Origin of the sequence: Micromonospora sp. WMMD980, from assembly GCF_029626035.1 — a bacterium.
Lineage (GTDB): Bacteria > Actinomycetota > Actinomycetes > Mycobacteriales > Micromonosporaceae > Micromonospora.
Genome location: NZ_JARUBE010000003.1, coordinates 853,274 through 876,475 on the forward strand (window position 1 = coordinate 853,274; position 23,202 = coordinate 876,475).

Here is a 23,202-nt window from a genome sequence, read left to right on the forward strand (position 1 = left end):
GTAGTCCTGAGCAGTTTGTCGCACCGACCGGGGCGCCGCCGTGCTTAGGCGACACTTACCTGCGTCGGTCTCTACAAAACCGTACGTCCGTCTTGCTATTCGCGCAACCTCGTGCCACGCTGCGGGACGAGGAGGTGCCACCATGATCCACCACGTCCTGTTGGCCTGCCCGCGCGGCTCCGAGGACCTCTCCCGCTCCTTCTACGTCGGGCTGCTCGGCCTCACCGAGAAGCCCAAACCCCCGGCCCTCGCCGCCCGCGGTGGTTGCTGGTTCACCGGGTACGACGCCGAGCTGCACCTGGGCGTCGAGGACGACTTCGTGCCGGCCCGCAAGGCCCACCCGGCGCTGGTCCGCACCGACCTGGACGACCTCGCCGCCCGCCTCGACGCCGCCGGCCACGCCGTGACCTGGGGCGACGACGAGATTCCCGGGATGCGGCGCTTCCACACGCACGATCCGCACGGCAACCGGTTGGAGTTCCTGGCACCCGCGCGGTGACTGTCACGCGGGTAGTGTCGGGGCGTGGTCGACGTGCAGCACTGGCTCTCCGCGCTACCCCCGGGCGTGCTCTACCTGATCGTCGCCGGGGTGATCGGCGTCGAGAGCATGGGCGTCCCGCTGCCCGGCGAGATCGTGCTGGTCAGCTCCGCGCTGCTCGCCGCCACCGGGGTGGTCCAGCCCGAGTGGGTGGCCGCCGCCGCCGCGACCGGCGCGATCGTCGGCGACTCCATCGGGTACGCGGTGGGCCGCCGCGGTGGCCGGCCGCTGCTGGAACGACTCGGCCGGCGCTTCCCCAGGCACCTCGGCCCGGCCCACCTGGCCCGCGCCGAGCAGAGCTTCGCCCGCCACGGCGTGTGGGCGGTCTTCTTCGGGCGGTTCGTCGCGCTGCTGCGTATCCTCGCCGGCCCGCTGGCCGGGGCGCTGCACGTGCCGTACCGCCGGTTCCTGGTGGCGAACGCGGCCGGCGGCCTGGTCTGGGCCTTCGGCACCACCTACCTGCTGTTCTACCTCGGGCGGGCCGCCGAGCACTGGCTCAAGGACATCTCCTGGGCCGGGCTGGTGCTCGCCGTGCTGGCCGGCCTGGTCAGCACCTGGTGGCTGCGCCGCCGCGCGAAGCGGCTGGGCCCGGTCGAGACGCCGCCCGAGCAGGTCGAGCCGGTCGGCGCCACGGAACGCTGAGACGCCGAAGGGCCCGACCCCGTGGTTGGGGGTCGGGCCCTTTCGTGTGTGGATGTCAGCTGGTGCTGTAGCCGCGGGTGGCGATCCAGTCGGCGAGGTTGTCGACGCTCATCCGGTAGGAGGCCATGTTCGGGTTGGCGCTGTCGGCGATGGTGACGGTGTGGCCGTCGTCGCGGTAGCCGATGACGCTGATGTAGTGCCCGCCCTCGAAGGAGTGGGTGGTGCCGTCGGTGTCGGTGGCGGTGCCGGCGATGTTGGCCACGACCGCGCGGCCGTTGTCGACCGTGCGCACGATGTCGGCGCGCAGGGTGTCGGTCTGCTTGTCGTCGGCCTTCGGGCTGCGGATCTCGACCGACTTGTAGGCGTCCTTGCGGCCGGTCTCCTTGTTCAGCACCGGGGTGATGTCGTTGATGCTGTTGGTGCCGTTCTCGGTGGTGCCCATCTCCTTGGCCATGGCGTCGACGTCGATGTTCTTGCCCTGCACGGACAGGGCGTTGCGGGCCGCGGCGGGGCCGCAGAAGTAGAAGTTGGGCTGCGCCTCGTAGCGCACGTCGAGTTCCCGCTCGCCGTGGCCCTTGCGGTCGGCGACCACCGCGGCGCGCTCGGTGGGGGCGGCGTGCGCGGCGATGGCGGGTCCGGCGACGCCACCGGCGGTGGCGGCGATACCGGCAGCGGTCAGCACGGTCTTACGCAGCAGGGTGGTAGCCATGATGGTTGCCTCCCAAAGGGGGGTGCGGGGGAAAGTCTTTGAGGGGGTGGGCCAGCGGCGCGGGTGTTCCTGCTCCGGGCCCGTATGGCCCGGCGCGCGGCCTGGGGTGGCCGGCTCGGCGGCTCCCGGGGATGTAACCACGGCCGGTGGCCGGTCATTCCGACCGGGGTTGCCTGCGGCGGGGCCGGGCTCCACGCGGTCTGCCGGGTACAACGCCCCACCCCCAGCGCCGATTCCGTCGAGCCCGTGACCCCCGCCACCCCATACCGGCGCGAACCAGACATCGCGCCCCACCCACCCTGCTCGCCCGGGACGTTCCACTCACCACGCCACGGAGCGCCGCCGGCGCGTCATGGGTGTCTCAATGCCCCGTAGGCACCCATGACGTTCCAGTGACCGCCGACGACGACGTGTGGGCGGAGTCGGATCTCAGGGATCGGTGAGAAGGTCGAGCACGGCGTCACGGGCGGTACGCACGGCGGCGCGCGACTCATCCGTGTGGTCCAGGGCGTCGAACCCGTGCTGCCCCTGCGGCACGTCGACGACCCGGACAGGTGAGCCGTGCCGGGCGGCGGCGGCCAGGAACGTGTCGATGGAGGACGCGACCTCGGGTCGGTCCCGCCCGACCCTGGTCAGCACGAGCGGCACCGACCGGACCGCGTCGGCCGCCGAGGGCTGGTTCGGGCCGACCGGCCGTCGCGCCGCGCCGCCGACGGCGTCGATCGGGTGGAAGCGCGGATCGATCGGCGGCCATTCGGCCAGGGGTGCCAGCAGTGGATAGGTCGCGGCCAGACCGCGCAGCCAGCCGGGCGGCTCGCGGAGCCAGTCGCCGAGCAGCAGGCCGGCGCCGGAGAAGAACCAGAGCGCCAGTCGGTCGGGGTCGACGCGCGGGTCGGCGCGGAGCAGGTCGGCCGTGCCGACGATGCGGCCCGCGACAGTGGTCAGGTCGTCGGGGTGCGCCACGGTGAGCCGGGGGATCGCGGCCACCACGCCGCGTTCGGCGAGCAGGGCGCCGTAGCCGCGGAAGAGGAGCCAGTCCCGCGCGTCGGGTGCGTCCGGCGGCCCGGGTACGCCGTGCACCACCACGACCGCCGGGTGGCGGCCGTCGCCGGGCGGCAGGTGCAGGTCGACGTCGCCGTGCCGCTCCACGGGCGCGGGCGGCGGGTCGAGAACAAACTGTGTCTCCCAGAAACTGTTTCCCATCGGCCCGATGGTAGGGCAGCGCGCCGCCGCGCGCCGCCCCGGAAGGTCGACGATCAGGAGGACGAGGCCCTGGCGTGCCGCTCGCGCAGCCGGTCCCGGATCTCCTCCGGGGTGTACGCCCGGCGCTGTCGTTCCGCCCGGGCCACGACCACGCCCGTCGCCGCCACGCCGGCGAGCCCGGCCAGGCCGAGCAGTTTCCACCACCGCATCCGTTGCCGCATCCGCTTAGGGTAGTCGTCCATGAGCATCAGCCTGGACGAGGCCGTGGAGCTGACCCGCACCGGCGACCTGTGGGTGTTCCGCGGGCGCAGCGTGCCCGACCGCGCCATCCAGTTCACCACCAACAGTCCGGTCAACCACGTGGGCATGGCGGTGGTCCTCGACGACATGCCGCCGCTGATGTGGCACGCCGAGCTGGGGCGCTCGTTGACGGACATGTGGACCGGCACCCGCCAGCGCGGCGTGCAGTTGCACGACCTGCGCGACGCGGTCTGCGTGTGGGCCAACCGGTACGGCCAGCGCGGCTGGCTGCGCCAGCTCGAACCGCCCGCCGACACCGCGATGGAGGAGGCGGTGCTGCGCACCGTGGCGCGCCTGGACGGCACGCCGTTCCCGTCCACCGCGCAACTCGCCTGGCGATGGGCGCGTGGTCGGGTGCCGCACCCGCGCGGGCGCCGGTCCACCTCGGACACCGGTGACCGCCCGGACGACGGCCACCGCCCGGACGCGGGTCGCGGCTCGGACGACGGTCGTGTGCCGGGTCCCGCCGGCAGGCCCGACGGTGGGAGTCAGGTGCGCGACCGGGCGCTGGAGACGGCGTACTGCGCCGAGGTGGTGGCGGTGACCTACGAGGCGATGGGCCTGCTGCCGGCCGGACGCCGACCCAACTGGTACGACCCGGGGCGGTTCTGGAGCGGCGACGACCTGGCGCTGACCGGCGGCGCCCAGCTCGGCGCGGAGATCGAGGTCCGTATCCCGCCCCGCTGACCAGGTTTGCCGAGGTGACGCGCCGGTAATGGAAGCCCCGTGACGGCTTCCACCGACCTCGACACGCTCTCCGACTTCTTCGACCGCTACGGCACGGCGCTGACCAGCACCGACGTGCCGGCGATCGCGGCCTGTTACGCCCTGCCCGGGCTGGTGGTCGCCGACACCTACAGCTTCTCGTTCACCTCGCCGGCGGCGGTGGCGTTGAGCTTCGTCGGCGCCGCGCCGGATTACCAGGAGCGGGAGCTGATCGCCGCGAACGCGCAGCTCGAGGACGTGCAGCAGGTCTCCGCGCTGCTCACCGAGGTCGCCGTGCGGTGGGAGTTCCTCGACAGTCAGGGCCACGCGGTGCCGGGCGAGCGTTACCGCTATCTGTTGCGGACCACCGACGAGGGCCCGGCCATCTGCACCGTCATCCGCACCGCCTGACCCGGCGCCCGGTTGTTGAGAAGGGGCCCCTTCTCTACCACATGCGTTAAGAAGGGGCCCCGCCTTACATGCTCAGCGGTGGCTGGCGGCCCAGCGGTCTGCCTCGGGGGCCGAGTGCAGGCCGGGCTCGTGCAGCCCTTCCTCGTCGAGCTGGCCGATCCGACGGTAGGTGTCCGGCCGGCTGGTCCGCAGCACCCCGCCCCAGATCAGGCCGAGCACACCGGCCACCACCGGGATCGCCGGGAGCAGCCACTTCAGGTAGCCCGCGGTGTCCGGCGCGAGCAGCGCGTCGAAGTTGAACAGCAGCACCAGCAGCACGGCGGTGAGCAGAACGGTGCCGAGCGCCGGGGCGATCACCCGCTGCCAGGCCGACTCCGGGCCGCTCCGGCCGCGGAAGAAGCCGACGACGGCGGCCGAGGTGAGCGTCATGAGCAGCACCACGCCGACCGCGGCCGAGCCGGACAGCCAGGTGAACAGGTCGATGACCGGGTCGCGGCCGGTCATCGCGAACGCCAGGAAGACCACCACGGCCAGGACGCTCTGGATCAGCGAGCCGGCGATCGGGGCGCCGCTGCGGCTGGAGGTCGCGCCGAGGAAGCGGGGCAGGACGTTCTCCCGGCCGAGCGCGAACAGGTAGCGGGCCACCCCGTTGTGGAACGACAGCAGGGCGGCGAGCACGCTGGTGATGAAGAGGACGTTCGCGATGTCCGCGATCACCGTGCCGGTGTACTGGTCGAGCGCGCCGAAGATCACGCCCGGGCCGGCCTCGGTGCTGGCCTGCTGCGCGTTCTCCGGCCCGGTCAGCACGGTGAGCGCCCAGGCGGAGAAGGCGTAGAAGAGGCCGGTGAACGCGACCGCGATGTAGGTGGCCCGGGCCACCGTGCGCCGCGGATCCTTCACCTCCTCGCTGTAGATCGCGCCGCTCTCGAAGCCGGTGAACGAGGCGATGGTGAACGCGAGCACGGCGCCGAACCCGGCGCCGAACAGGTGGCCGGGGCTGATGCCGGCGGTGGTGACGCTGCCGCCGGCCGGGTGGGCGAACGCGACCAGGTCGAAGATCAGCACGGCCACGCACTCGAGGACCAGCAGCACCGCGAGCACGCTGGCGTTCAGGTCGATGCGCAGCACGCCGAGCACGCCGATGAAGACCCAGGCGAGCAGCGCCCAGACCCACCAGTCGAGGGTGAGCCCGGCCTTCGCCGTCATGAAGTCCTTCATGATCGCGCCGAACAGCCCGTAGAGGCCGATCTGGATCGCGTTGTACGCGGCCAGCGCGACCGCCGAGCCGGCCACCCCGCCGGCCCGGCCGAGGCCGTTGGCGATGTACGCGTAGAAGGCGCCGGCGTTCGCGACGTACCGGCTCATCGCGGCGTAGCCGGTGGCGAAGACGGCGAGCACGGCCGCGAGCAGCACGTAGCCCAGCGCCGCTCCGACGTTGCCGCTGACCGCGTACATGGTGGTGACGCCGCCGCCGAGAACGGTCAGCGGAGCCGACGCGGCGACGGTGAAGAAGACGAGGTGGGCGGTGCCGAGACGGCCACGGCGCAGCCCGCCGTCGGAGAAGAACGGATCGGAGGACAAAGCTTCTCCAGGGGAGGGGAAGGGGTTGGGGTGTCTACTTCGGAACAGCCTGAAGCAGGGTATTGGTGATCACGGATCGTCACAACCCCACTTCGATCTCGATTGGGGTGCGCATGATCGACCGGAATTGAGCTGTGCGTGGTCATGCCGTACCGTCCCGTGTCGACGATCACGGCCACCGTTCGAGGATGGACCATGACCTACCCCGGGGCACAAGCCACGTACCGGCTCGCCGACGCGCTGTTCCTCATCGGACACGACGAGTTCACCGGTAAGCCGCACGTCGCCGTCGACCGGCTGGAGTGCGGGCTGGCCGGCGCCGCGCTCGCCGAGCTGATGTTCGAGGGCCGGATCGCCCTCGACGGCGGCGGCCTCGCCGCGGTCGACCCGCGGCTCTGGCAGGAGCCGCTGACCGATCTGCTGATCACCGAGATCCTGCGCCGCGAGGGCGCGCATCCGGCCCGGCTGTGGATCCGTTACCTGCGCACCCAGTTGAACATCAACGAGCGGGTCGGCACCCGGTTGGTCACCGCCGGCGTCCTCCGGCGGGAGCAGGGCAAACTGATCGGCCGCCAGGTGCGTTGGCCGGCCATCGACCCGAACCAGGCGGCCTCGCCCCGGGTTCGGCTGACCGCGATGCTGATGCACTCGTCCCCGGCCGAGCTGGACCCGGGGACGCTGCTGCTGGCGAGTCTCGCCGAGGCGGTCGGGCTCGCCGCGCACATCTTCGACCCGCAGGTCGGCGGCCGGATGCGGGACTGCCGGCGCTTCCTTCCGGCGCAGCTCGACGGCCTGCTCGCCGCGGTGGTGGGCGCGCTCGACGTCAGCACCACCACGGTCCGCCGCTGACGCCCCGTGCCCCGCCCCGGGGATCCGGGACGGGGGCGGGGAGCCCTTGTCAGGCGGGGTCGCGCCACATCGGGTAGAGGCTGGGCCCACCGGGCAGGTCGAGCGTGACCGGGCGGCGCCGGAAGCCGAGCCGCTCGTAGAGCGCGGCGTTGCGCGGTGTGCTGGCCTCCAGGTAGCCGGCCACGCCGGACTGATCCAACTCGGTCAGCTTGTCGCGCAGCAGCGCCGAGCCGACGCCCTTGCCGTGGTGGTCGGGGTGCACCCCGATGAACGGCAGGTACCAGTGCGTCTCGCCGGGGTGGTTCGCGGCCATCATCTCGTCGAGCACCGCGAACCGCTTCATCGCCTCCGGGCCGATCGCGGTCTCTAGGTCGGCGAGCTCCTCGCCGTCGTCGGCGTCGTGGTCGCCGCCCACCGGGAGCCAGAGCGTGGCACCGAGGCCGTCGCCGGCCACGTGGACCTCGCCGGTCCGCAGCGCCAGCGCGACGAACGGCCCGAAGAACGCGGGGTGGACCCGCGCCCGGTGGTCGTCCTCCGGGAAGATCCAGCCGCTCACCGGATCCCGCATGAACGCCTCGGCGAGGATCCCGGTCACGAGCGCGTGGTCCGCGGTGGACGCACGCCTGATGTTGCCCTGCCACTCAGTCATTGGCCAACCGTCCTGCCGCCGTACGAGCCATTGTGGTCATCGATCGGCGTGCAACGTATCAGGTCGCTGAGTAACCGGTCAGCTCCGCACGGACTCACCCGCTCGCCGCGGGCGGGGATGCTGGCTAGGCTGGCGCGGTCCGCCAAGGGGGAGGGTGGCCGGGGGTTCCGGACCCGCCGACAGGAGGAACATGTCCCGCACGCGTCGTGCCGCCCCGTCGCCCGGGTCCGCCGTCACCTCGTCGCCCTGGATCCTCGTCGCCGCCGGCGTGGTCGTGATGGTGGTGCTGCTGGTGGTGGCGCTCGGCTCGGTGCGCGGTCGGCGGGCGCACCCGGCGCAGGGGCCGACGGACCCGGCGATGTCGTTGCCGGGGCTCCCGGTCGCGCCGGCGACCACGACCGCCGTGCCGCCTGCGGCGTCGGGCACCGCGGCGCGTCCGGTGGCGCCCGGACTGTCGCCCCGGTCGACGGTGCTGCCCGCCCGGCCGACGCCGGCCGTCTCGACGGGCAGCCCACGCGGCGACGTCCGGCCCGCTCCGCCCGCGCCGTCGCCCCCGCCGCCGGCTCCGTCGTCGGCGGTGACCGGACGGTACGGCGTGGTGAGCACGTTCGACGGCGGCTTCATCGGCGAGGTCCTGCTGGTCAACACCGGCCGCTCGGCGCAGGGCTGGACGGTGCGGGTGACGTTTCCGCGCGGCCGGCTAGTCACCGCCTGGGTGGAGGGCGCCGAGCAGGGCCCGTTCGGCTTCGACGGCCGGGTCTTCACCCACCGCAGCGGAGTCGACCTGGCCGCGGGCGCGTCGGTGCCGGTGCGGTTCCACGTCGAGGCGACCGGCACCACCCGGCCGGACGCCTGTGCGGTCGACGGCGTGGCCTGCTCCGGTCGCTGAGTCCATCCGCCTGCCGTCGGGGAGGACGGGCATCACGTTTTGCAAGATGACTGCCGTGTTGCGACGTCGTTTGCAAGGTATTGCAGAATGTTTCGGCAAGAGCTAGCGTGCGGGCGAATCAGCGACCAGAGAAAGGCCGTCGATGAAACCGACGCCGATATCCCCCAAGGCGTTGCTCGCCCTGGTCTCCTCCCTCGTGCTCACCCTCGTCGGCGTGCCGGTGGCCCTCCACCAGCTCGGCGCGGACAGCGCCGAGCGGGCCGCCACCCCCGATGTCCTGGCCGCCGGCAACGCCCCCCAGTGGAACCGGGAGCCGTCCGCCGAGGCGCTGCTCAAGGCCGGCACCAACACCGCGAAGGCCGAACAGTTCTACTTCGTGCTGCCGGACCGCTTCGCCAACGGCGACCGGCGAAACGACACCGGTGGGCTTCGTGGCGACCGGCTCGCCACCGGCCTCGACCCCGCGGACAAGGGCTTCTACCACGGCGGTGACCTCAAGGGCGTCATCGACAAGATGGACTACATCCAGGGGATGGGCACCACCGCCATCTGGCTGGCCCCCATCTTCAAGAACCGGCCCGTGCAGGGCACCGGGGCGGACGTCTCGGCCGGTTACCACGGCTACTGGATCACCGACTTCACCCAGGTCGACCCGCACTTCGGCACCAACGCCGAGCTGAAGAAGCTGGTCGACCTCGCGCACCGGCGCGGCATCAAGGTCTATCTCGACATCATCGTCAACCACACGGCCGACATCATCCGCTACGCGGAGGACAAGTACGGCTACGTGGACAAGAAGACCGCGCCCTACTCCGACGCCTCGGGCCGGGCCTTCGAGGACCGCAACTACGCCGACGGCACGCGGAAGTTCCCCGCGGTGAACTCGACGTCGTTCCCGTACACCCCGACGTTCGCCAGCCCGGCCGACGCGAAGGCCAAGGTCCCGGCGTGGCTCAACGACCCGACCATGTACCACAACCGCGGTGACTCCACGTTCGCCGGCGAGAACAGCGAGTACGGCGACTTCTTCGGCCTCGACGACCTGTGGACCGAGCGTCCCGAGGTGGTCCGGGGCATGACCGACATCTACGGCCAGTGGATCGCCCACGCCGGCGTCGACGGCTTCCGGCTCGACACGGTCAAGCACGCCAACCTCGACTTCTGGCCGCAGTTCACCCGGGGCATCGACGCCTACGCGGCGAAGGCCGGCAAGAAGGACTTCTTCATGTTCGGCGAGGTCTACAGCGCCGACCAGGCGATCGAGTCGACCTACGTGCGGCAAGGCGGCCTGCCCGCCACGCTCGACTTCTCGTTCCAGGAGGCGGCCCGCGGCTACACCGCCGCCGACGGCTCGGCCGAGGCGCTCGCCGACGTGTACGCCAAGGACGACCTGTACTCCGCCCGGGACACCGACGCCAACCGGCTCACCACGTTCCTCGGCAACCACGACATGGGCCGGATCGGCTCGTTCATCGCCGCGGCCGGCGGTGACGACGCCACCCAGCTACGCCGCGACCAGCTCGCCCACCAGCTGATGTTCCTCACCCGCGGGCAACCGGTGGTCTACTCCGGCGACGAGCAGGGCTTCACCGGCCCGGGCGGGGACAAGGACGCCCGCCAGGACATGTTCGCCTCCCGCACCGCCGACTATCTCGACGACGACCTGATCGGCACCACCCGCACCCACGCCTCCGACCAGTACGACACCCGCCACCCGCTCTACCGGACCATCGCCGAGCTGGGCAGGCTGCGGGCGGCCCACCCCGCGCTGCGCGACGGCGTACAGGTCACCCGGTACGCGGCCGACGGCCCGGGCGTGTTCGCGTTCTCCCGGATCCTGAAGACCGAGCGGGTGGAACACGTCGCGGCGGTGAACAACGCCTCGACCCCGCAGACTGTCACCGTGGACACCTGGTCGGCCGGCACCCGCTTCACCGGCATCTACGGCAGCGCCGCGACCGCGACGGCCGGCGCCGACGGCAAGCTGAGCGTCACCGTGCCGGCCATGTCGGCGGTGGTGCTCAAGGCCGACCGGGCGATCCCGCAGCCCGGCGCGGCCCCGACCGTCACGCTCACCCAGCCGGGCGCCGACCCGGTCGCCACCACGACCGCGATCACCGCCCAGGTCACCGGCGACCCGCTCGCCACCGTCACGTTCGCCGCGAAGGTGCCCGGCGGGAAGTGGACGCTGCTGGGCAGCGCCGACCGCGCGCCGTACACGGTCCACCACGACCTGACCGGCCTGGCCGGCGGCACGAAGGTCGAGTACAAGGCGGTGGTCCGCGACGGCAAGGGCCGCACCGCCACCGCCCGCACCACCGGCACGGTCGGCACCCCGGCGCAGGGCGCGTCGCGGGACTGGGCGGTCGTGCACTACCAGCGCCCGGCCGGCGGGTACGACGACTGGGGCCTCTACGCCTGGGGCGACATCGACCCGGCGTACGCCACCGAGTGGCCGAAGGGGCAGCCGTTCGCCGGTGAGGACTCCTACGGCCGGTTCGCCTGGGTGAAGCTCAAGCCCGGCGCGAAGTCGGTCGGCTTCCTGGTGGTCGACAAAGACGGCAACAAGGACGTGGCCAACGACCGCACCATCGACGTCACCCAGACCGGCGAGGTCTGGGTGAAGCAGGGCGATCCGACGCTCTACCCGACCCGCCAGGCCGCCACCGGCGAGCCCGACCCGGCCGTCGACCAGGGCACCGCGGTCATCCACTGGCGCAAGGCCGACGGCAACTACGACGGCTGGGGCCTGCACCTGTGGGACGGCGCGGCCAACCCGACCGACTGGGCCGCCCCGCTGAAGCCGGAGAAGATCGACGCTTACGGCGCGGTGTTCCGGGTGCCCCTGGCCGCCGGCGCGACCGGGCTGAGCTACATCGTTCACCACGGCGACGAGAAGGACCAGCCGGACGACCAGCGCCTCGACCTGACCGGCGTCGGGCACGAGGTGTGGCTGCTGGCCGGCGTCAAGGGCCGGCTGCTGCCGGCGACCAGCACCGGCGCCGCCAAGGACGTCGACCTCGCCAAGCAGAAGGCGCAGTGGATCGACAGGTCCACCGTCGCCTGGGCCACCGGGGCGACCGACGGCAAGAAGTACGCGTTGGTCGCCGCGCCGGCCGGTGGCATCGGCGTCGCCGACGGCGAGCTGACCGGCACGTACACCACGCTCCCGCTGCGGGCGCAGCGCAACGGGCTGACCGAGGCGCAACGGCAGGCGTACCCCCAGCTCTGGGCCTATCACGCCTTCTCGCTGGACCGCGCCGACCTGGCCAAGGTGCCGGCGGCGTTGCGCGGGCAGCTCGTGGTGACCGAGCGGGACGCCGAGGGCGCGTTGCTCAGCGCCACCGGGGTGCAGATCCCCGGCGTGCTCGACGACGTCTACCCGGCGGCCACCTCGGCGAAGCTCGGCCCGACGTTCGCCGGCCGGGTGCCCACCCTCGCGGTGTGGGCGCCGACCGCGCGGAAGGTGTCGCTGCAACTGTTCGACTCGCCGACCGCGCAGCCGAGCACGGTGGCGATGAGCCGCAACGACCGCACCGGCGTCTGGTCGGTGCGCGGCACCAGGACGTGGACCGGGCGCTACTACCGCTACCAGGTCGAGGCCTGGCAGCCGGCGGCGCAGAAGGTGGTCACCGCGTCGGTGACCGACCCCTACTCGGTGGCGCTCGCGCCCAACTCCACGCACAGCCAGATCGTCGACCTGACCGACCCGGCGCTGGCACCGGCCGGCTGGGCCAAGCTGCGCAAGCCGGCCCCGGTGCCGGCGTCGAAGGCGCAGATCTCCGAGCTGTCGGTGCGGGACTTCTCGATCGCCGACAGCACCGTCCCGGCCGAGCGGCGGGGCACCTACCTCGCGTTCACCGACCCGAACACGGCCGGCATGAAGCACCTGCGGGCGCTCGGCGACGCCGGGGTCAACTACCTGCACCTGCTGCCGGCGTTCGACTTCGCCACGATCGAAGAGAAGCGGGCCGACCAGGCCCAGCCGGCCTGCGACCTGGCGAAGCTGCCGCCGGACTCGGACCAGCAGCAGAAGTGCGTCGCGGCGGTGGCCGACTCCGACGGCTACAACTGGGGGTACGACCCGCTGCACTACACCGTGCCGGAGGGCGGTTACGCGGTCGACCCGAACGGCGCGAAGCGCACCACCGAGTTCCGGCAGATGGTCGCCGGGGTGAACCAGGCGGGCATGCGGGTGGTCATGGACGTGGTCTACAACCACACGTCGGCGGCGGGGATCGACCCGAAGTCGGTGCTCGACCAGGTGGTGCCCGGCTACTACCACCGGCTGCTCGAAGACGGCACGGTCGCAAACTCGACCTGCTGCGCCAACACCGCCCCCGAGCACGCCATGATGGGCAAGCTCGTGGTGGACTCGCTGGTCACCTGGGCCAAGGCGTACAAGGTGGACGGCTTCCGGTTCGACCTCATGGGCCACCACCCGAAGGCGAACATCCTGGCCGTACGGGCCGCGCTGGACAGGCTCACGCCCGCCCGCGACGGCGTCGACGGCAAGAAGATCATGCTGTACGGCGAGGGCTGGAACTTCGGTGAGGTCGCCGACGACGCCCGGTTCGTCCAGGCCACCCAGGCCAACATGGCCGGTACCGGGATCGGCACGTTCAACGACCGGCTCCGCGACGCGGTGCGTGGCGGCGGTCCGTTCGACGCCAACCCGAGGGTGCAGGGCTTCGCCTCCGGCCTGTTCACCGACCCGAACGGCGACGAGGTCAACGGCTCGGCGGCCGAGCAGAAGGCCCGGCTGCTGCACGCCCACGACCTGATCAAGGTGGGGCTGACCGGCAACCTGCGCGACTACCGGTTCACCGACACCTCCGGCAAGCGGGTCACCGGCGGCCAGGTCGACTACAACGGCTCGCCGGCCGGCTACACCGCCGCGCCGGGCGAGGCGGTCACCTACGTCGACGCGCACGACAACGAGATCCTGTACGACGCGTTGGCGTACAAGCTGCCGCCGGGCACCTCGGCGCAGGACCGGGCCCGGATGCAGGTGCTCGCGTTGGCGACCACGGCGTTCGGGCAGGGCACCGGGTTCGTGACGGCCGGCTCGGAGCGGCTGCGCTCGAAGTCGCTGGACCGCAACTCGTTCAACTCCGGCGACTGGTTCAACCAGATCCGCTGGGACTGCGCCCGGGGCAACGGCTTCGGCGCCGGCCTGCCGCCGGAGCAGGACAACAAGGACAAGTGGCCGTACGCGAAGCCGCTGCTGGCCGATCCGAAGCTGGTTCCGGGCTGCACGGCGATCGACCTGACCGACGCCCGCTACGCGGAGCTGCTGCGCATCCGGCGGTCCTCGCCGGTGTTCGGGCTGCCCACCGCCGAGCAGGTGCAGAAGCGGGTCGCGTTCCCGCTGTCCGGGGAGAAGGAGACCCCGGGCGTGCTCACCATGACCCTGGACGCCCGCGGGCTGGACGGGAAGTGGAAGTCGGTGACCGTGGTCTTCAACGCGACCCCGGAGACGGCGAAGCAGACCGTCACCGGCCTGCGGGGGGCGAACGTGGCGCTGCACCCGGTGCTGCGGAACTCGGCCGACCCGGCGCTGCGGACGGCCTCGTTCGACCGGGCCGCCGGCACCTTCACCGTGCCGGCGCGCAGCGTGGCGGTCTTCGTCCAGAGCTGACCGCACCCGCGGACCGGCCCCCCTGCCACCTGGCAGGGGGGCCGGTCCGTACCCCGGGTCCGTCAGGTCAGTTGAAGCAGTCCTTGACGGTGTTGGCGCAGTTGGTGGGGTCGTTGTCGCTGATGAGGGACTCGTCGTCGAGCTTGACGTGGCCCTCGTTGTTGAGGATGCCGCCGGCGACGCGGTGCAGTTTGCTGGTGTCGGTGGCGGTGTTCTTGGTGACGTGGGTCTTGGTCAGGGTGATGGTGGCCTTGTTGTTGAAGATGCCGCCGCCGTTGCGGGCGGTGTTGCCCTTGACCAGGGTGTCGCGCAGGGTGAGGGCGGCGTTGTCGTCCTCGTCGTGCTCGCGGGTGAGGAAGCCGTCTTCGATCTTGACGAGCCATTCGCCGTTGTAGATGCCGCCGCCGAAGCGGTTTGCGGTGTTGTCGGCGATGACGCTGTCGGCGATGGTGGCGCTGCCCTCGTCCTTGGTGTTGGGGTAGCCCCAGTGCTTGCCGCCGGTGGTGACGACGCCGCCGCCGTCGCCGTCGGCGTGGTTGCCGGCGACGACGACCTTGTCGAGGTCGAGGTCGGTGTTCTCGGCGTAGATGCCGCCGCCGTTCTCGCAGGCGGTGTTGCCGGTGATGTGGGTGAAGGAGACGGTGACGTAGCCGCCGCTGCTGAACAGGCCGCCACCGTTCTTCCCGGCCCGGTTGTTCGACAGCGAGGACTTCCCGCCCTCCTTGCCGCCGTCCTTGCCGTGGTCGGAACCGATGATCTCGACCGTACCGGCCTCGTCGTGCTTGCCCGACGGCACGTAGCTCTGCAGCTCGGTGGCGTCGGCGCCGTGCTTGCCGGAGAGGCCGTTGCCGTTGGCGATACCGCCACCGTTGCCGCCGGCGGTGTTGTCGTCGACCTTGGTCTCCTCGACCTTGAGGATGCCGCGGTTGAAGATGCCGCCGCCGTCGCCCTGGGCGTGGTTGTTGACGACCTTGCTCTCCTCCAGCCACACGCGGCCGAAGTTGGCCACCGCGCCGCCGTTGTGCTCGGCGTTGTTGTCGGTGAGCTTGACGTTGGACAGGTGGGCGCTGCCGCCGCGCTCGACCAGCAGCGCGCCGCCGTCACCCTCGCCCTGCTTCTCGTCCCCGTTCTCCGGGCCGGAGACCGCGACCGTCGTCGCGGTCGTGGCCTGCGCCGCCGTGGTGGCGGCCTGCGCCGCGACCGGAGCCGCCGCGACCGGAGCCGCCGCGACCGGAGCCGCCGCGACCGGAGCCGCCGCGACCGGAGCCGCCGCGACCGGAGCCGCCGCGACCGGAGCCGCCGCGACCGGAGCCGCCGCGACCGGAGCCGCCTGGGCGGCGACCGCCGCCTGGGCCGCGGTGGCGGCCTGCGCTCCCGCGGCCGCCAGCTGGGCCGGGGCGACCGGAGCGGCGGGCTGCGCCGCCGTGCCGTTCGTTGCCGCGGGCGCCATCGGGCCGGGGTACTTGAACTCGGACGCGTTGCCGCCCTTGACCGTCAGGTCCTTGAGGGTGAGGTGGCCGCCGTCGGCGACGCGGAAGATGCGGAAGGTGTCCTCGGCGTCGCGCTCGATGGTGGAGCCGTTGCCCTTGATGGTGACGTCCTGCTTGATCTCGGGCAGGGCGCCGCCGACCTTGCGGTCCTTGACGCCGAGTTCGTAGGTGCAGTTCTCGGCGAGCTTCAGGGTGCCGCCGTGGTCGCGGTTGGCCAGTTCGAGCGCGTCGACGAGGGCGTCGTCGTCGCAGGGGATCTCGCGGGCCTTGTCGTTGTCCTCGTGGCCGCCCCACTCGCCCCGGTAGCGACCCTCCTGGCCCCGGTCCTTGCCGTCCTTGCCGTACTCGTCGCCGCGGTAGTCGTCCTTGCCGTGCTCGTCCTCGGTGCCCTCGTCGCCGTGGTCGTCGCTGAGCTGCTGCGTGGTCGACCACTTGACGTCGGCGAGCCGGTGCGGACCGGTGACCCCGGTGGTCGCGTAGGCCACGCCGGCGAGGCTGACCGCTCCGGTCAGGCCCACGACGCCGGTCGCGAGCCAGAGCCGGCGGCGCCGGAGCGGGGAGACGGTCTCGCGGGTGGTGGCGTCATCGTTATTGCGAAGGTAGTTGGACATCGGAGCTCTCTGCCCTCTCCTTGTACCTGACAAGGTCGCTTCGCCACAGCGAGGCGGCCTTCGCTACAAATCGGTTGTAGCTGCTGAACAACAACGTATGAGAACCTTCTTCGCTCCGTGCCCAAATACGAAAAAAACCCGCATAAGGGTGCAGGTGGGACCGGCGGTCGCAGCGGGGACGGGAGACCCCGGTCGGGGACACCGCGCGCGATCGGAGCGGGTCCCTTCCCGTCGACCTGGCGGCGGGAAGGGCCTCCGGCTCTATGTGGTGGTGCGTTAGTTGAAGCAGTCCTTGACGGTGTTGGCGCAGTTGGTGGGGTCGTTGTCGCTGATGAGGGACTCGTCGTCGAGCTTGACGTGGCCCTCGTTGTTGAGGATGCCGCCGGCGACGCGGTGCAGTTTGCTGGTGTCGGTGGCGGTGTTCTTGGTGACGTGGGTCTTGGTCAGGGTGATGGTGGCCTTGTTGTTGAAGATGCCGCCGCCGTTGCGGGCGGTGTTGCCCTTGACCAGGGTGTCGCGCAGGGTGAGGGCGGCGTTGTCGTCCTCGTCGTGCTCGCGGGTGAGGAAGCCGTCTTCGATCTTGACGAGCCATTCGCCGTTGTAGATGCCGCCGCCGAAGCGGTTGGCGGTGTTGTCGGCGATGACGCTGTCGGCGATGGTGGCGCTGCCCTCGTCCTTGGTGTTGGGGTAGCCCCAGTGCTTGCCGCCGGTGGTGACGACGCCGCCGCCGTCGCCGTCGGCGTGGTTGCCGGCGACGACGACCTTGTCGAGGCCGAGGTCGGTGTTCTCGGCGTAGATGCCGCCGCCGTTCTCGCAGGCGGTGTTGCCGGTGATGTGGGTGAAGGAGACGGTGACGTAGCCGCCGCTGCTGAACAGGCCGCCACCGTTCTTCCCGGCCCGGTTGTTCGACATTGCGCTGGGTGAGGTGTCCTTGCGGTCCCCGGCGCCGGTCATCTCCACCGTGCCGGCGCGGTGCCCGCCGTGGTCGCCCCTGCCGCCGACGTCGACCGGGCCGCCCTCGGCGTGCCGCTCGTCGCTGCCGTTGGCGATGCCGCCGCCACTGCCCACCGCGGTGTTGTCGTCGACCTTGGTCTCCTCGATCTTGAGGACCCCGCGGTTGAAGATGCCACCGCCATCGCCCCGGGCGTGGTTGTCGACGACCGTGCTCTCCGCCAGCCACACGCGGCCGAAGTTGGCCACCGCGCCGCCGTCGTGCTCGGCGTTGTTGCCGGTGAACGTGACCCGCGAGAGGTGGGCCTTGCCGCCGTGCTCCACCAGCAGCGCGCCGCCGTCACCCGCGCCCTCCTTCTCGTGCTCCCGGCCCGACGCCGTCGGGCCGGGGTACGTGAACTCGGACGCGTTGCCGCCCTTGACCGTCAGGTCCTTGAGGGTGAGGTGGCCGCCGTCGGCGACGCGGAAGATGCGGAAGGTGTCCTCGGCGTCGCGCTCGATGGTGGAGCCGTTGCCCTTGATGGTGACGTCCTGCTTGATCTCGGGCAGGGCGCCGCCGACCTTGCGGTCCTTGACGCCGAGTTCGTAGGTGCAGTTCTCGGCGAGCTTCAGGGTGCCGCCGTGGTCGCGGTTGGCCAGTTCGAGCGCGTCGACGAGGGCGTCGTCGTCGCAGGGGATCTCGCGGGCCTTGTCGTTGTCCTCGTGGCCGCCCCACTCGCCCCGGTAGCGACCCTCCTGGCCCCGGTCCTCGCCGACCGGTCCCGTCCCGTCGTCCGCGTGGGACCCGCCGTCGGCGTTCCGCGGCGCCGTGGCGCGATTGTCCGCCACCCGTTCCGGGCCGCCGGCCCTGTCGTCGCGGACGGCGAGGCCGCCCAGCGCCGCCAGGCCGACGACGCCGGTCAGCCCGGCCACGCCGGTGGCGACCCAGAGCGCCCGCCGCCTGCTCGTCGGCGGTGTCGCCGTCGGTGTTGCCCCGTCGGCAGTCGTTACCTCGTTCGACATCAGTGCCTTCCGCCCTTTCGGTACTCCCCAAACGGATCTCTTCCCCCCAGGGGGAGCGAGCGGCTACAAACGGGTTGTAGCCCCTGATCGACACCGTAGGAAAAGGATCCTCGTGAGAAGGTCTTATCCGAAGAAACTACGCATAATGGGACGTAAAACGGCGGGCCCGCGCCGGAGCCGGACGCCGAGGCGTTCCGGAGCCGGTGCGGGCCCGCCGCGGTGGATCGGGCGGCCCGAAAGGCTCAGCCGGGCAGGCGCGGACCCGCCTCGCGCTGCTCGGCCAGCCAGGTCTCCACCTCGTCCGAGCCGCGCGGCAGCCCGGCCGAGAGGTTCACCGGGCCGTCGGCGGTGACCAGGATGTCGTCCTCGATCCGGACGCCGATGCCGCGCAGCTCCTCGGGGACCAGCTCGTCCTCCGGTTGGAAGTAGAGGCCCGGCTCGACGGTCAGCACGTAGCCCTCCCCGAGCGGCCCGTCGCGGTAGGTCTCCTTGCGGGCATTCGCGCAGTCGTGCACGTCGATGCCGAGCATGTGGCTGGTGCCGTGCAGCGTCCAGCGGCGGTAGACCGTGGAGGCCGGATCCATCGCCTCGTCCACGCTCACCGGCAGCAGCCCGAGATCCTTCAGCGCCTCGGCCAGCACCCGCATCGAGGCCAGGTGGACGTCGCGGAACCCCACCCCCGGCTTGCACAAGTCGATGCCGGCCTGCTGGGCGGCGTGAACCGCGTCGTAGACCTGGCGCTGCAACGGGGTGAACCGGCCGTCGACCGGCAGCACCCGGGTGACGTCGGCGGTGTAGAGGTTGCGGTTCTCCACCCCCATGTCCATCAGCAGCAGGTCGCCCGGGCGGGTGGCGCCGTGGTTGTGCACCCAGTGCAGGATCGTGGCGTGCTCGCCGGCCCCGACGATGGAGCCGTAGCCGACATCGTTGCCGTCGTGCCGGGCCCGCAGCGCGAACAACCCCTCCAGCAGGCGCTCGGAGATCGCCCGGTCGGCCGGCAGCGCCCGCGCCACGTCCTCGAAGCCGCGCACCGTGGCGTCGCACGCCTCCTGGAGCTGCGCGATCTCCCACTCGTCCTTGACCAGCTTCAGCTCGGAGATGGCGATGGCCAGCTCACGGTCCCGGCCCGGCTGGCCCTCGGCCCGCGGCCCGTCGTAGCGGCGCACCGCGGCGTCCACCCGGGCGTCGAAGCCGCGCAGCACCCGGGTCCGCCCCGGGGCCAGGTCGGCCAGCGCCGCGTCCAGCTCGCTCAGGTCGGCCGTGGGCAGGCCCAGCTCGGTCGACTTCTCGCGCAACGTCGGCCGGCGGCCCACCCACAGCTCGCCGTGGCGGCTGCGGAAGAACTCGTCGGTCGCCCGCGACGAGCGGGGCCGCATGTAGAGCGTGGCCTCGCCGCCCGGGCGCAGCACCAGGACACTGTCGGGTTCCATGTCACCGGTCAGGTAGGCGAAGTCGCTGCCCGGCCGGAACCGGTGGTCGGTGTCGTTGGCGCGGACCTTCTCGGTGCCGGTGGGGATGACGAGCGTCTCGCCCGGGAACGCCTCGGCCAGCGCGGCCCGCCGCTTGGCGTGGTTGGGCACCTCCGGGCCCGGGGTGACCGACAGCTCGGTGTCCCGCCAGCCCTGCCGCATGAACGACAGGAACGCCTCCGGGAAGTCCGGGTCGTGCGACTCCGTGCCGTCCGCCGGCTTGCCCTGCTGCGCCCGATCCTCGGCCATGATCCGCCCCTCCCTGAGCCTCGTCGCTGGTCCCGACGGTACCGCGCGCACGACAGCGGGGAGTGCCTGCGGTGCCGCGACGGCGGCTTCCGGCGCGTGGAAAGATGGCCGTCATGTGCGGACTCCTGGCCTTCTTCAGCGCGCGCGGCGACGCCGCCGCCCACCGCGACCACATCGCCGGCGCACTGGAGTGCCTGCACCACCGGGGCCCGGACGAGACCGGGGTCGAGGTGGTCGGCGACGCCTCCGGCCGGTACGCGGACGGCGTGTTCGCGCACAAGCGGCTGGCGATCATCGACGTGGCGCTCAGCCACGAGCCCCTGCCCTACGCGGGGGGGCGCTACCTGCTCACCTTCAACGGCGAGATCTACAACTACATCGAGCTGCGCGACGAGCTGATCCGCGACCACGGCGCCCAGTTCGCCACCAACGGCGACGGCGAGGTGATCGTCGCCGGCTACCACTACTGGGGTGAGCAGGTGCTCACCAAGCTGCGCGGCATGTTCGCGTTCGTGATCTGGGACCGGCAGGAGCGGCGGGCGTTCGGCGCCCGCGACTACTTCGGCATCAAGCCGCTGCACTACCTGCAGACCCAGGACGGGCTCTACCTCGCCTCGGAGAAGAAGGCGCTGCTGCCGTTCGCGCACTCCGCCTACCAGGGCGACGCCGGGATCGACGCCGCCAACCTGAGCCACTACCTGACCCTGCAGTACGTCCCGGAGCCCGGCACGCTGCACAAGGGGATCAGCCGGATCGGCTCGGGGGAGTACCTCACCTGGAGCCCGGACGGCCGGATCGACGTGCGCCGCTGGTACCGGCCGGTGTTCCGGCCCGCCCCGGTCCCCGACGAGCAGCGGCTCTACCACGACATCCGGGAGACGCTGCGGGAGAGCGTCCGGATGCACATGCGTTCGGACGTGCCGGTCGGCTCGTTCCTGTCCAGCGGCATCGACTCCACCGCGGTGGTGGCGCTGGCCCGCGAGTTCAACCCGAACATCCTCACCTTCACCGTCGGCTACGACGTGCCCGGCTACTCCGAGATCGACGTGGCCCAGGAGTCGGCCCGGCACCTCGACGTGACCACGATCCCGACCAAGATCGGGCCGCAGGACATGATCGACGCGCTGCCGAAGATCGTCTGGCACCTGGACGACCCGGTCGCCGACCCGGCCCTGGTGCCGCTCTACTTCGTGGCGAAGAAGGCCGCCGAGCACGTCACCGTGGTGCTCTCCGGCGAGGGTGCGGACGAGTTCTTCGGCGGTTACACGATCTATCGCGAGCCGCTGTCGCTGAGCAGCGTCAACGGCCTGCCGGACGGCGTGCAGAAGGGCCTGCGGGCGGTCTCCAAGGCGATCCCGCAGGGGGTCAAGGGCAAGAGCTTCCTGGAGCGCGGCACCACCCCGATCGAACAGCGCTACTACGGCAACGCCCGGATGTTCACCGAGGAGGAGAAGCAGCACCTGCTGCGCCGCTACGACCCCTCGGTGCGCTACACCGACGTGACCGCGCCGATCTACGCCGAGTGCACCGAACTGGACGACGTCACCAAGATGCAGTACGTCGACCTCTACACCTGGCTGCGCGGCGACATCCTGGTCAAGGCGGACCGGATCTCGATGGCGCACTCGCTGGAGGTCCGGGTGCCGTTCCTGGACCGGGAGGTGTTCGACGTCGCGGCCGGCATCCCGGTGGACCTGAAGCTGCCGCCGCGCTCCGAGGCCACCAAGTACGCCATGCGCCAGGCGTTGCAGGGCGTCGTGCCGCCGGCCATCGTCAACCGCAAGAAGCTGGGCTTCCCCACCCCGACCCGGGTCTGGCTGCGCGGCGAGATGTACGAGTGGGCCCGGCACGTGCTGGCCACCTCGGGCGCGGGCGACCTGATCGACCTGTCCTACGCGATGCGGCTGCTGGAGGAGCACAAGCGGGAGGAGGCGGACCACTCCCGCAAGGTGTGGACCGTGCTGATCTTCTGCATCTGGCACGCCATCTTCGTGGCGAAGACGCTCGACCCGGGCATCCAGCGCAACCAGTCCGCACTGCTGACCAAGCCGGTCGTGGGCAGCATGGTCCGCTGACCCGGGCGTGACGAAGGGCCCCCGGCAGCGCGCCGGGGGCTCTTCTCAGTGCCGGGTCACCTGCCGGTGCAGGTGACCGTGGGTAGCGTGTTCTGGCCGGAGTAGTTCGCGGTGAAGCCGAACGTGGTTCTGCCCTCCGGCGGGACGCTGCCGTTGTAGGCGGCGTTGGTGACCGTCACCGACGCCCCGCTGCCGCTCAGCGTGCCGTTCCACACCTGGTTGATGGTCTGGCCGTTGGGCCAGGTCCAGTTCGCGGTCCACCCGGCGAACGTCTGGGTGCTGTGGTTCATGATCTCGACCTCGCCCTGGAAGCCGTTGCCCCAGGCGCTGACCACCTTGTAGACCGCCATGCAGGTACCGCTACCGGGCGGCGGCATGGTCGGCGACGCCGTGGGGGTGGGGGTGGGGGCGGTCGGGCTCGGCGTCGGGCTGGTCGGGCTCGGCGTCGGCGTGGTGGGCGTCGGCGTGGGGTTGCCGTTGCCCGAGCCGATGCCGGTCACCTCGCCGTTGCCGCCGTCGAACGTCACGTCGGAGCAGCCGAAGAAGTTCTCCTGGCTGTCCGAGCGGACCCAGCGCGAGTAGATGATGTGCCGGCCGCTCTTGTTGGTCGGCAGCGTGCCGGTGAAGTAGTAGTGGCCGTCGTTGGTGCCGACCGCGCCGCTCTGCGGCGGGTTGGTCACCTGCAGGAACGGCTGAGCCTCCAGGTCGCTCCAGGCGAGCGGCCGGGTCGGGCTCCAGCTGTCCTTGGTCACGTAGAAGTAGAACGTGCCGGGGTGGTGCGCCCAGTTGCTGTAGCGGAACTCCATCGACCGCCCGGCCGTCAGGTGCGTGACCGGCCAGTCGTTGCGGGCCGCGTCGTAGCCGCTGAAGTTGGGGTTGCCGCCGCTGCACAGCTTGCCGTCGGGGATGAACCCGGTGGTCCGGCCGCCCGCGTCGGAGCGCAGCACGCTGAACCAGTTGTAGAGCGAGTTCGCCCCGTTCTCCGCGACGGCCGACGCGCAGGCGGGGTTGTTGGGACGGATCTCGCCGCTGCCGGTGAGGCCGTCCTTCCAACACAGGTAGGTGCGGGCGCCCGGCGTCATCGCCGCGCCGTGCGCGGCGGCCGGGTCGGGCCCGGAAGCCAGGGCGAACGCGCCCACGGCCAGGGTGAGGGCCGCGGTGACGAGCGCGGCCGTACGGGATCGGTGCACAGGGATCTCCTGACTCGCGGAGCATGGCCCGGTTCGGCCCGCCCCGCT

17 protein-coding genes are annotated in these 23,202 nt (G+C 71.6%); 8 read left to right on the forward strand and 9 right to left on the reverse strand.

Annotation, left to right across the window (positions count from 1 at the left end):
• Positions 1-142 precede the first annotated feature (142 nt).
• Together O7618_RS04525 and O7618_RS04530 are read left to right on the forward strand one after the other, a co-directional pair.
• On the forward strand, positions 143-499 hold the full coding sequence (locus O7618_RS04525; RefSeq protein WP_278104686.1) for a VOC family protein: 357 nt from the start codon (positions 143-145) through the stop codon (positions 497-499).
• A gap of 24 nt (positions 500-523) precedes the next feature.
• Complete coding sequence (locus O7618_RS04530; protein WP_278104687.1) at positions 524-1,180, forward strand: DedA family protein; 657 nt, start codon at positions 524-526, stop codon at positions 1,178-1,180.
• 55 nt (positions 1,181-1,235) lie between these two features.
• Here O7618_RS04530 and O7618_RS04535 read toward each other — a convergent pair whose 3' ends face one another.
• The 3 genes from O7618_RS04535 to O7618_RS04545 all read right to left on the reverse strand — a co-directional run bounded on the left by O7618_RS04535 (position 1,236) and on the right by O7618_RS04545 (position 3,334).
• On the reverse strand, positions 1,236-1,889 hold the full coding sequence (locus O7618_RS04535; RefSeq protein WP_278104688.1) for a C39 family peptidase: 654 nt from the start codon (positions 1,887-1,889) through the stop codon (positions 1,236-1,238).
• A gap of 429 nt (positions 1,890-2,318) precedes the next feature.
• Positions 2,319-3,092, reverse strand: coding sequence for a hypothetical protein (locus tag O7618_RS04540; protein ID WP_278104689.1), 774 nt, complete (start codon positions 3,090-3,092; stop codon positions 2,319-2,321).
• Between the two features lie 53 nt (positions 3,093-3,145).
• Complete coding sequence (locus O7618_RS04545) at positions 3,146-3,334, reverse strand: hypothetical protein (RefSeq protein WP_278104690.1); 189 nt, start codon at positions 3,332-3,334, stop codon at positions 3,146-3,148.
• Between O7618_RS04545 and O7618_RS04550 the strand changes: the two genes are divergently transcribed.
• Together O7618_RS04550 and O7618_RS04555 are read left to right on the forward strand one after the other, a co-directional pair.
• The gene (locus O7618_RS04550; RefSeq protein WP_278104691.1) at positions 3,333-4,079 is read left to right on the forward strand and encodes a hypothetical protein; all 747 of its coding nucleotides are present in this window, start codon (positions 3,333-3,335) and stop codon (positions 4,077-4,079) included. The genes O7618_RS04545 and O7618_RS04550 overlap by 2 nt on opposite strands.
• 39 nt (positions 4,080-4,118) lie before the next feature.
• On the forward strand, positions 4,119-4,508 hold the full coding sequence (locus O7618_RS04555) for a hypothetical protein (protein WP_278104692.1): 390 nt from the start codon (positions 4,119-4,121) through the stop codon (positions 4,506-4,508).
• Between the two features lie 72 nt (positions 4,509-4,580).
• Here O7618_RS04555 and O7618_RS04560 read toward each other — a convergent pair whose 3' ends face one another.
• Positions 4,581-6,089: an APC family permease gene (locus O7618_RS04560; RefSeq protein WP_278104693.1), complete on the reverse strand. Its 1,509-nt coding sequence runs from the start codon at positions 6,087-6,089 to the stop codon at positions 4,581-4,583.
• Positions 6,090-6,284: 195 nt separating this feature from the next.
• On the opposite strand from O7618_RS04560, the gene O7618_RS04565 reads away from it, so the two are divergent.
• The gene (locus tag O7618_RS04565; protein ID WP_278104694.1) at positions 6,285-6,938 is read left to right on the forward strand and encodes a GPP34 family phosphoprotein; all 654 of its coding nucleotides are present in this window, start codon (positions 6,285-6,287) and stop codon (positions 6,936-6,938) included.
• 49 nt (positions 6,939-6,987) lie between these two features.
• On the opposite strand, the gene O7618_RS04570 is transcribed toward O7618_RS04565, so the two are convergent.
• Positions 6,988-7,587 (reverse strand): GNAT family N-acetyltransferase, encoded by a 600-nt coding sequence (locus O7618_RS04570; RefSeq protein ID WP_278104695.1) that lies wholly within the window; start codon positions 7,585-7,587, stop codon positions 6,988-6,990.
• Positions 7,588-7,777: 190 nt separating this feature from the next.
• On the opposite strand from O7618_RS04570, the gene O7618_RS04575 reads away from it, so the two are divergent.
• A complete protein-coding gene (locus tag O7618_RS04575; RefSeq protein WP_278104696.1) occupies positions 7,778-8,476 on the forward strand; it encodes a cellulose binding domain-containing protein in 699 nt (232 codons plus the stop codon).
• Between the two features lie 142 nt (positions 8,477-8,618).
• Positions 8,619-14,117, forward strand: coding sequence for a pullulanase-type alpha-1,6-glucosidase (gene pulA / locus O7618_RS04580; protein ID WP_278104697.1), 5,499 nt, complete (start codon positions 8,619-8,621; stop codon positions 14,115-14,117).
• Positions 14,118-14,184: 67 nt separating this feature from the next.
• Here pulA and O7618_RS04585 read toward each other — a convergent pair whose 3' ends face one another.
• The 3 genes from O7618_RS04585 to O7618_RS04595 form a co-directional block, all read right to left on the reverse strand.
• Positions 14,185-16,218: a hypothetical protein gene (locus O7618_RS04585; protein ID WP_278104698.1), complete on the reverse strand. Its 2,034-nt coding sequence runs from the start codon at positions 16,216-16,218 to the stop codon at positions 14,185-14,187.
• Positions 16,219-16,494: 276 nt separating this feature from the next.
• Positions 16,495-18,171: a hypothetical protein gene (locus O7618_RS04590; RefSeq protein WP_278104699.1), complete on the reverse strand. Its 1,677-nt coding sequence runs from the start codon at positions 18,169-18,171 to the stop codon at positions 16,495-16,497.
• A gap of 242 nt (positions 18,172-18,413) precedes the next feature.
• A complete protein-coding gene (locus tag O7618_RS04595) occupies positions 18,414-19,889 on the reverse strand; it encodes an aminopeptidase P family protein (RefSeq protein WP_278104700.1) in 1,476 nt (491 codons plus the stop codon).
• A 113-nt stretch (positions 19,890-20,002) separates the two neighbouring features.
• Between O7618_RS04595 and asnB the strand changes: the two genes are divergently transcribed.
• Complete coding sequence (gene asnB / locus O7618_RS04600) at positions 20,003-21,964, forward strand: asparagine synthase (glutamine-hydrolyzing) (protein WP_278104701.1); 1,962 nt, start codon at positions 20,003-20,005, stop codon at positions 21,962-21,964.
• A gap of 56 nt (positions 21,965-22,020) precedes the next feature.
• Here the strand turns inward: asnB and O7618_RS04605 are convergent, their stop codons facing one another.
• The gene (locus tag O7618_RS04605) at positions 22,021-23,160 is read right to left on the reverse strand and encodes a lytic polysaccharide monooxygenase (RefSeq protein WP_278109911.1); all 1,140 of its coding nucleotides are present in this window, start codon (positions 23,158-23,160) and stop codon (positions 22,021-22,023) included.
• Positions 23,161-23,202: the final 42 nt, after the last annotated feature.

Excerpts from the sequence above, each read along its gene's own strand:
- O7618_RS04525 (WP_278104686.1), top strand. The coding sequence starts at position 143 with ATGATCCACCACGTCCTGTTGGCCTGCCCGCGCGGCTCCGAGGACCTC.
- O7618_RS04535 (WP_278104688.1), bottom strand. The coding sequence starts at position 1,889 with ATGGCTACCACCCTGCTGCGTAAGACCGTGCTGACCGCTGCCGGTATC.
- O7618_RS04540 (WP_278104689.1), bottom strand. The coding sequence starts at position 3,092 with ATGGGAAACAGTTTCTGGGAGACACAGTTTGTTCTCGACCCGCCGCCC.
- O7618_RS04550 (WP_278104691.1), top strand. The coding sequence starts at position 3,333 with ATGAGCATCAGCCTGGACGAGGCCGTGGAGCTGACCCGCACCGGCGAC.
- O7618_RS04545 (WP_278104690.1), bottom strand. The coding sequence starts at position 3,334 with ATGGACGACTACCCTAAGCGGATGCGGCAACGGATGCGGTGGTGGAAA.
- O7618_RS04565 (WP_278104694.1), top strand. The coding sequence starts at position 6,285 with ATGACCTACCCCGGGGCACAAGCCACGTACCGGCTCGCCGACGCGCTG.
- O7618_RS04570 (WP_278104695.1), bottom strand. The coding sequence starts at position 7,587 with ATGACTGAGTGGCAGGGCAACATCAGGCGTGCGTCCACCGCGGACCAC.
- O7618_RS04575 (WP_278104696.1), top strand. The coding sequence starts at position 7,778 with ATGTCCCGCACGCGTCGTGCCGCCCCGTCGCCCGGGTCCGCCGTCACC.
- pulA (WP_278104697.1), top strand. The coding sequence starts at position 8,619 with ATGAAACCGACGCCGATATCCCCCAAGGCGTTGCTCGCCCTGGTCTCC.
- O7618_RS04585 (WP_278104698.1), bottom strand. The coding sequence starts at position 16,218 with ATGTCCAACTACCTTCGCAATAACGATGACGCCACCACCCGCGAGACC.
- O7618_RS04590 (WP_278104699.1), bottom strand. The coding sequence starts at position 18,171 with ATGTCGAACGAGGTAACGACTGCCGACGGGGCAACACCGACGGCGACA.
- O7618_RS04595 (WP_278104700.1), bottom strand. The coding sequence starts at position 19,889 with ATGGCCGAGGATCGGGCGCAGCAGGGCAAGCCGGCGGACGGCACGGAG.
- asnB (WP_278104701.1), top strand. The coding sequence starts at position 20,003 with ATGTGCGGACTCCTGGCCTTCTTCAGCGCGCGCGGCGACGCCGCCGCC.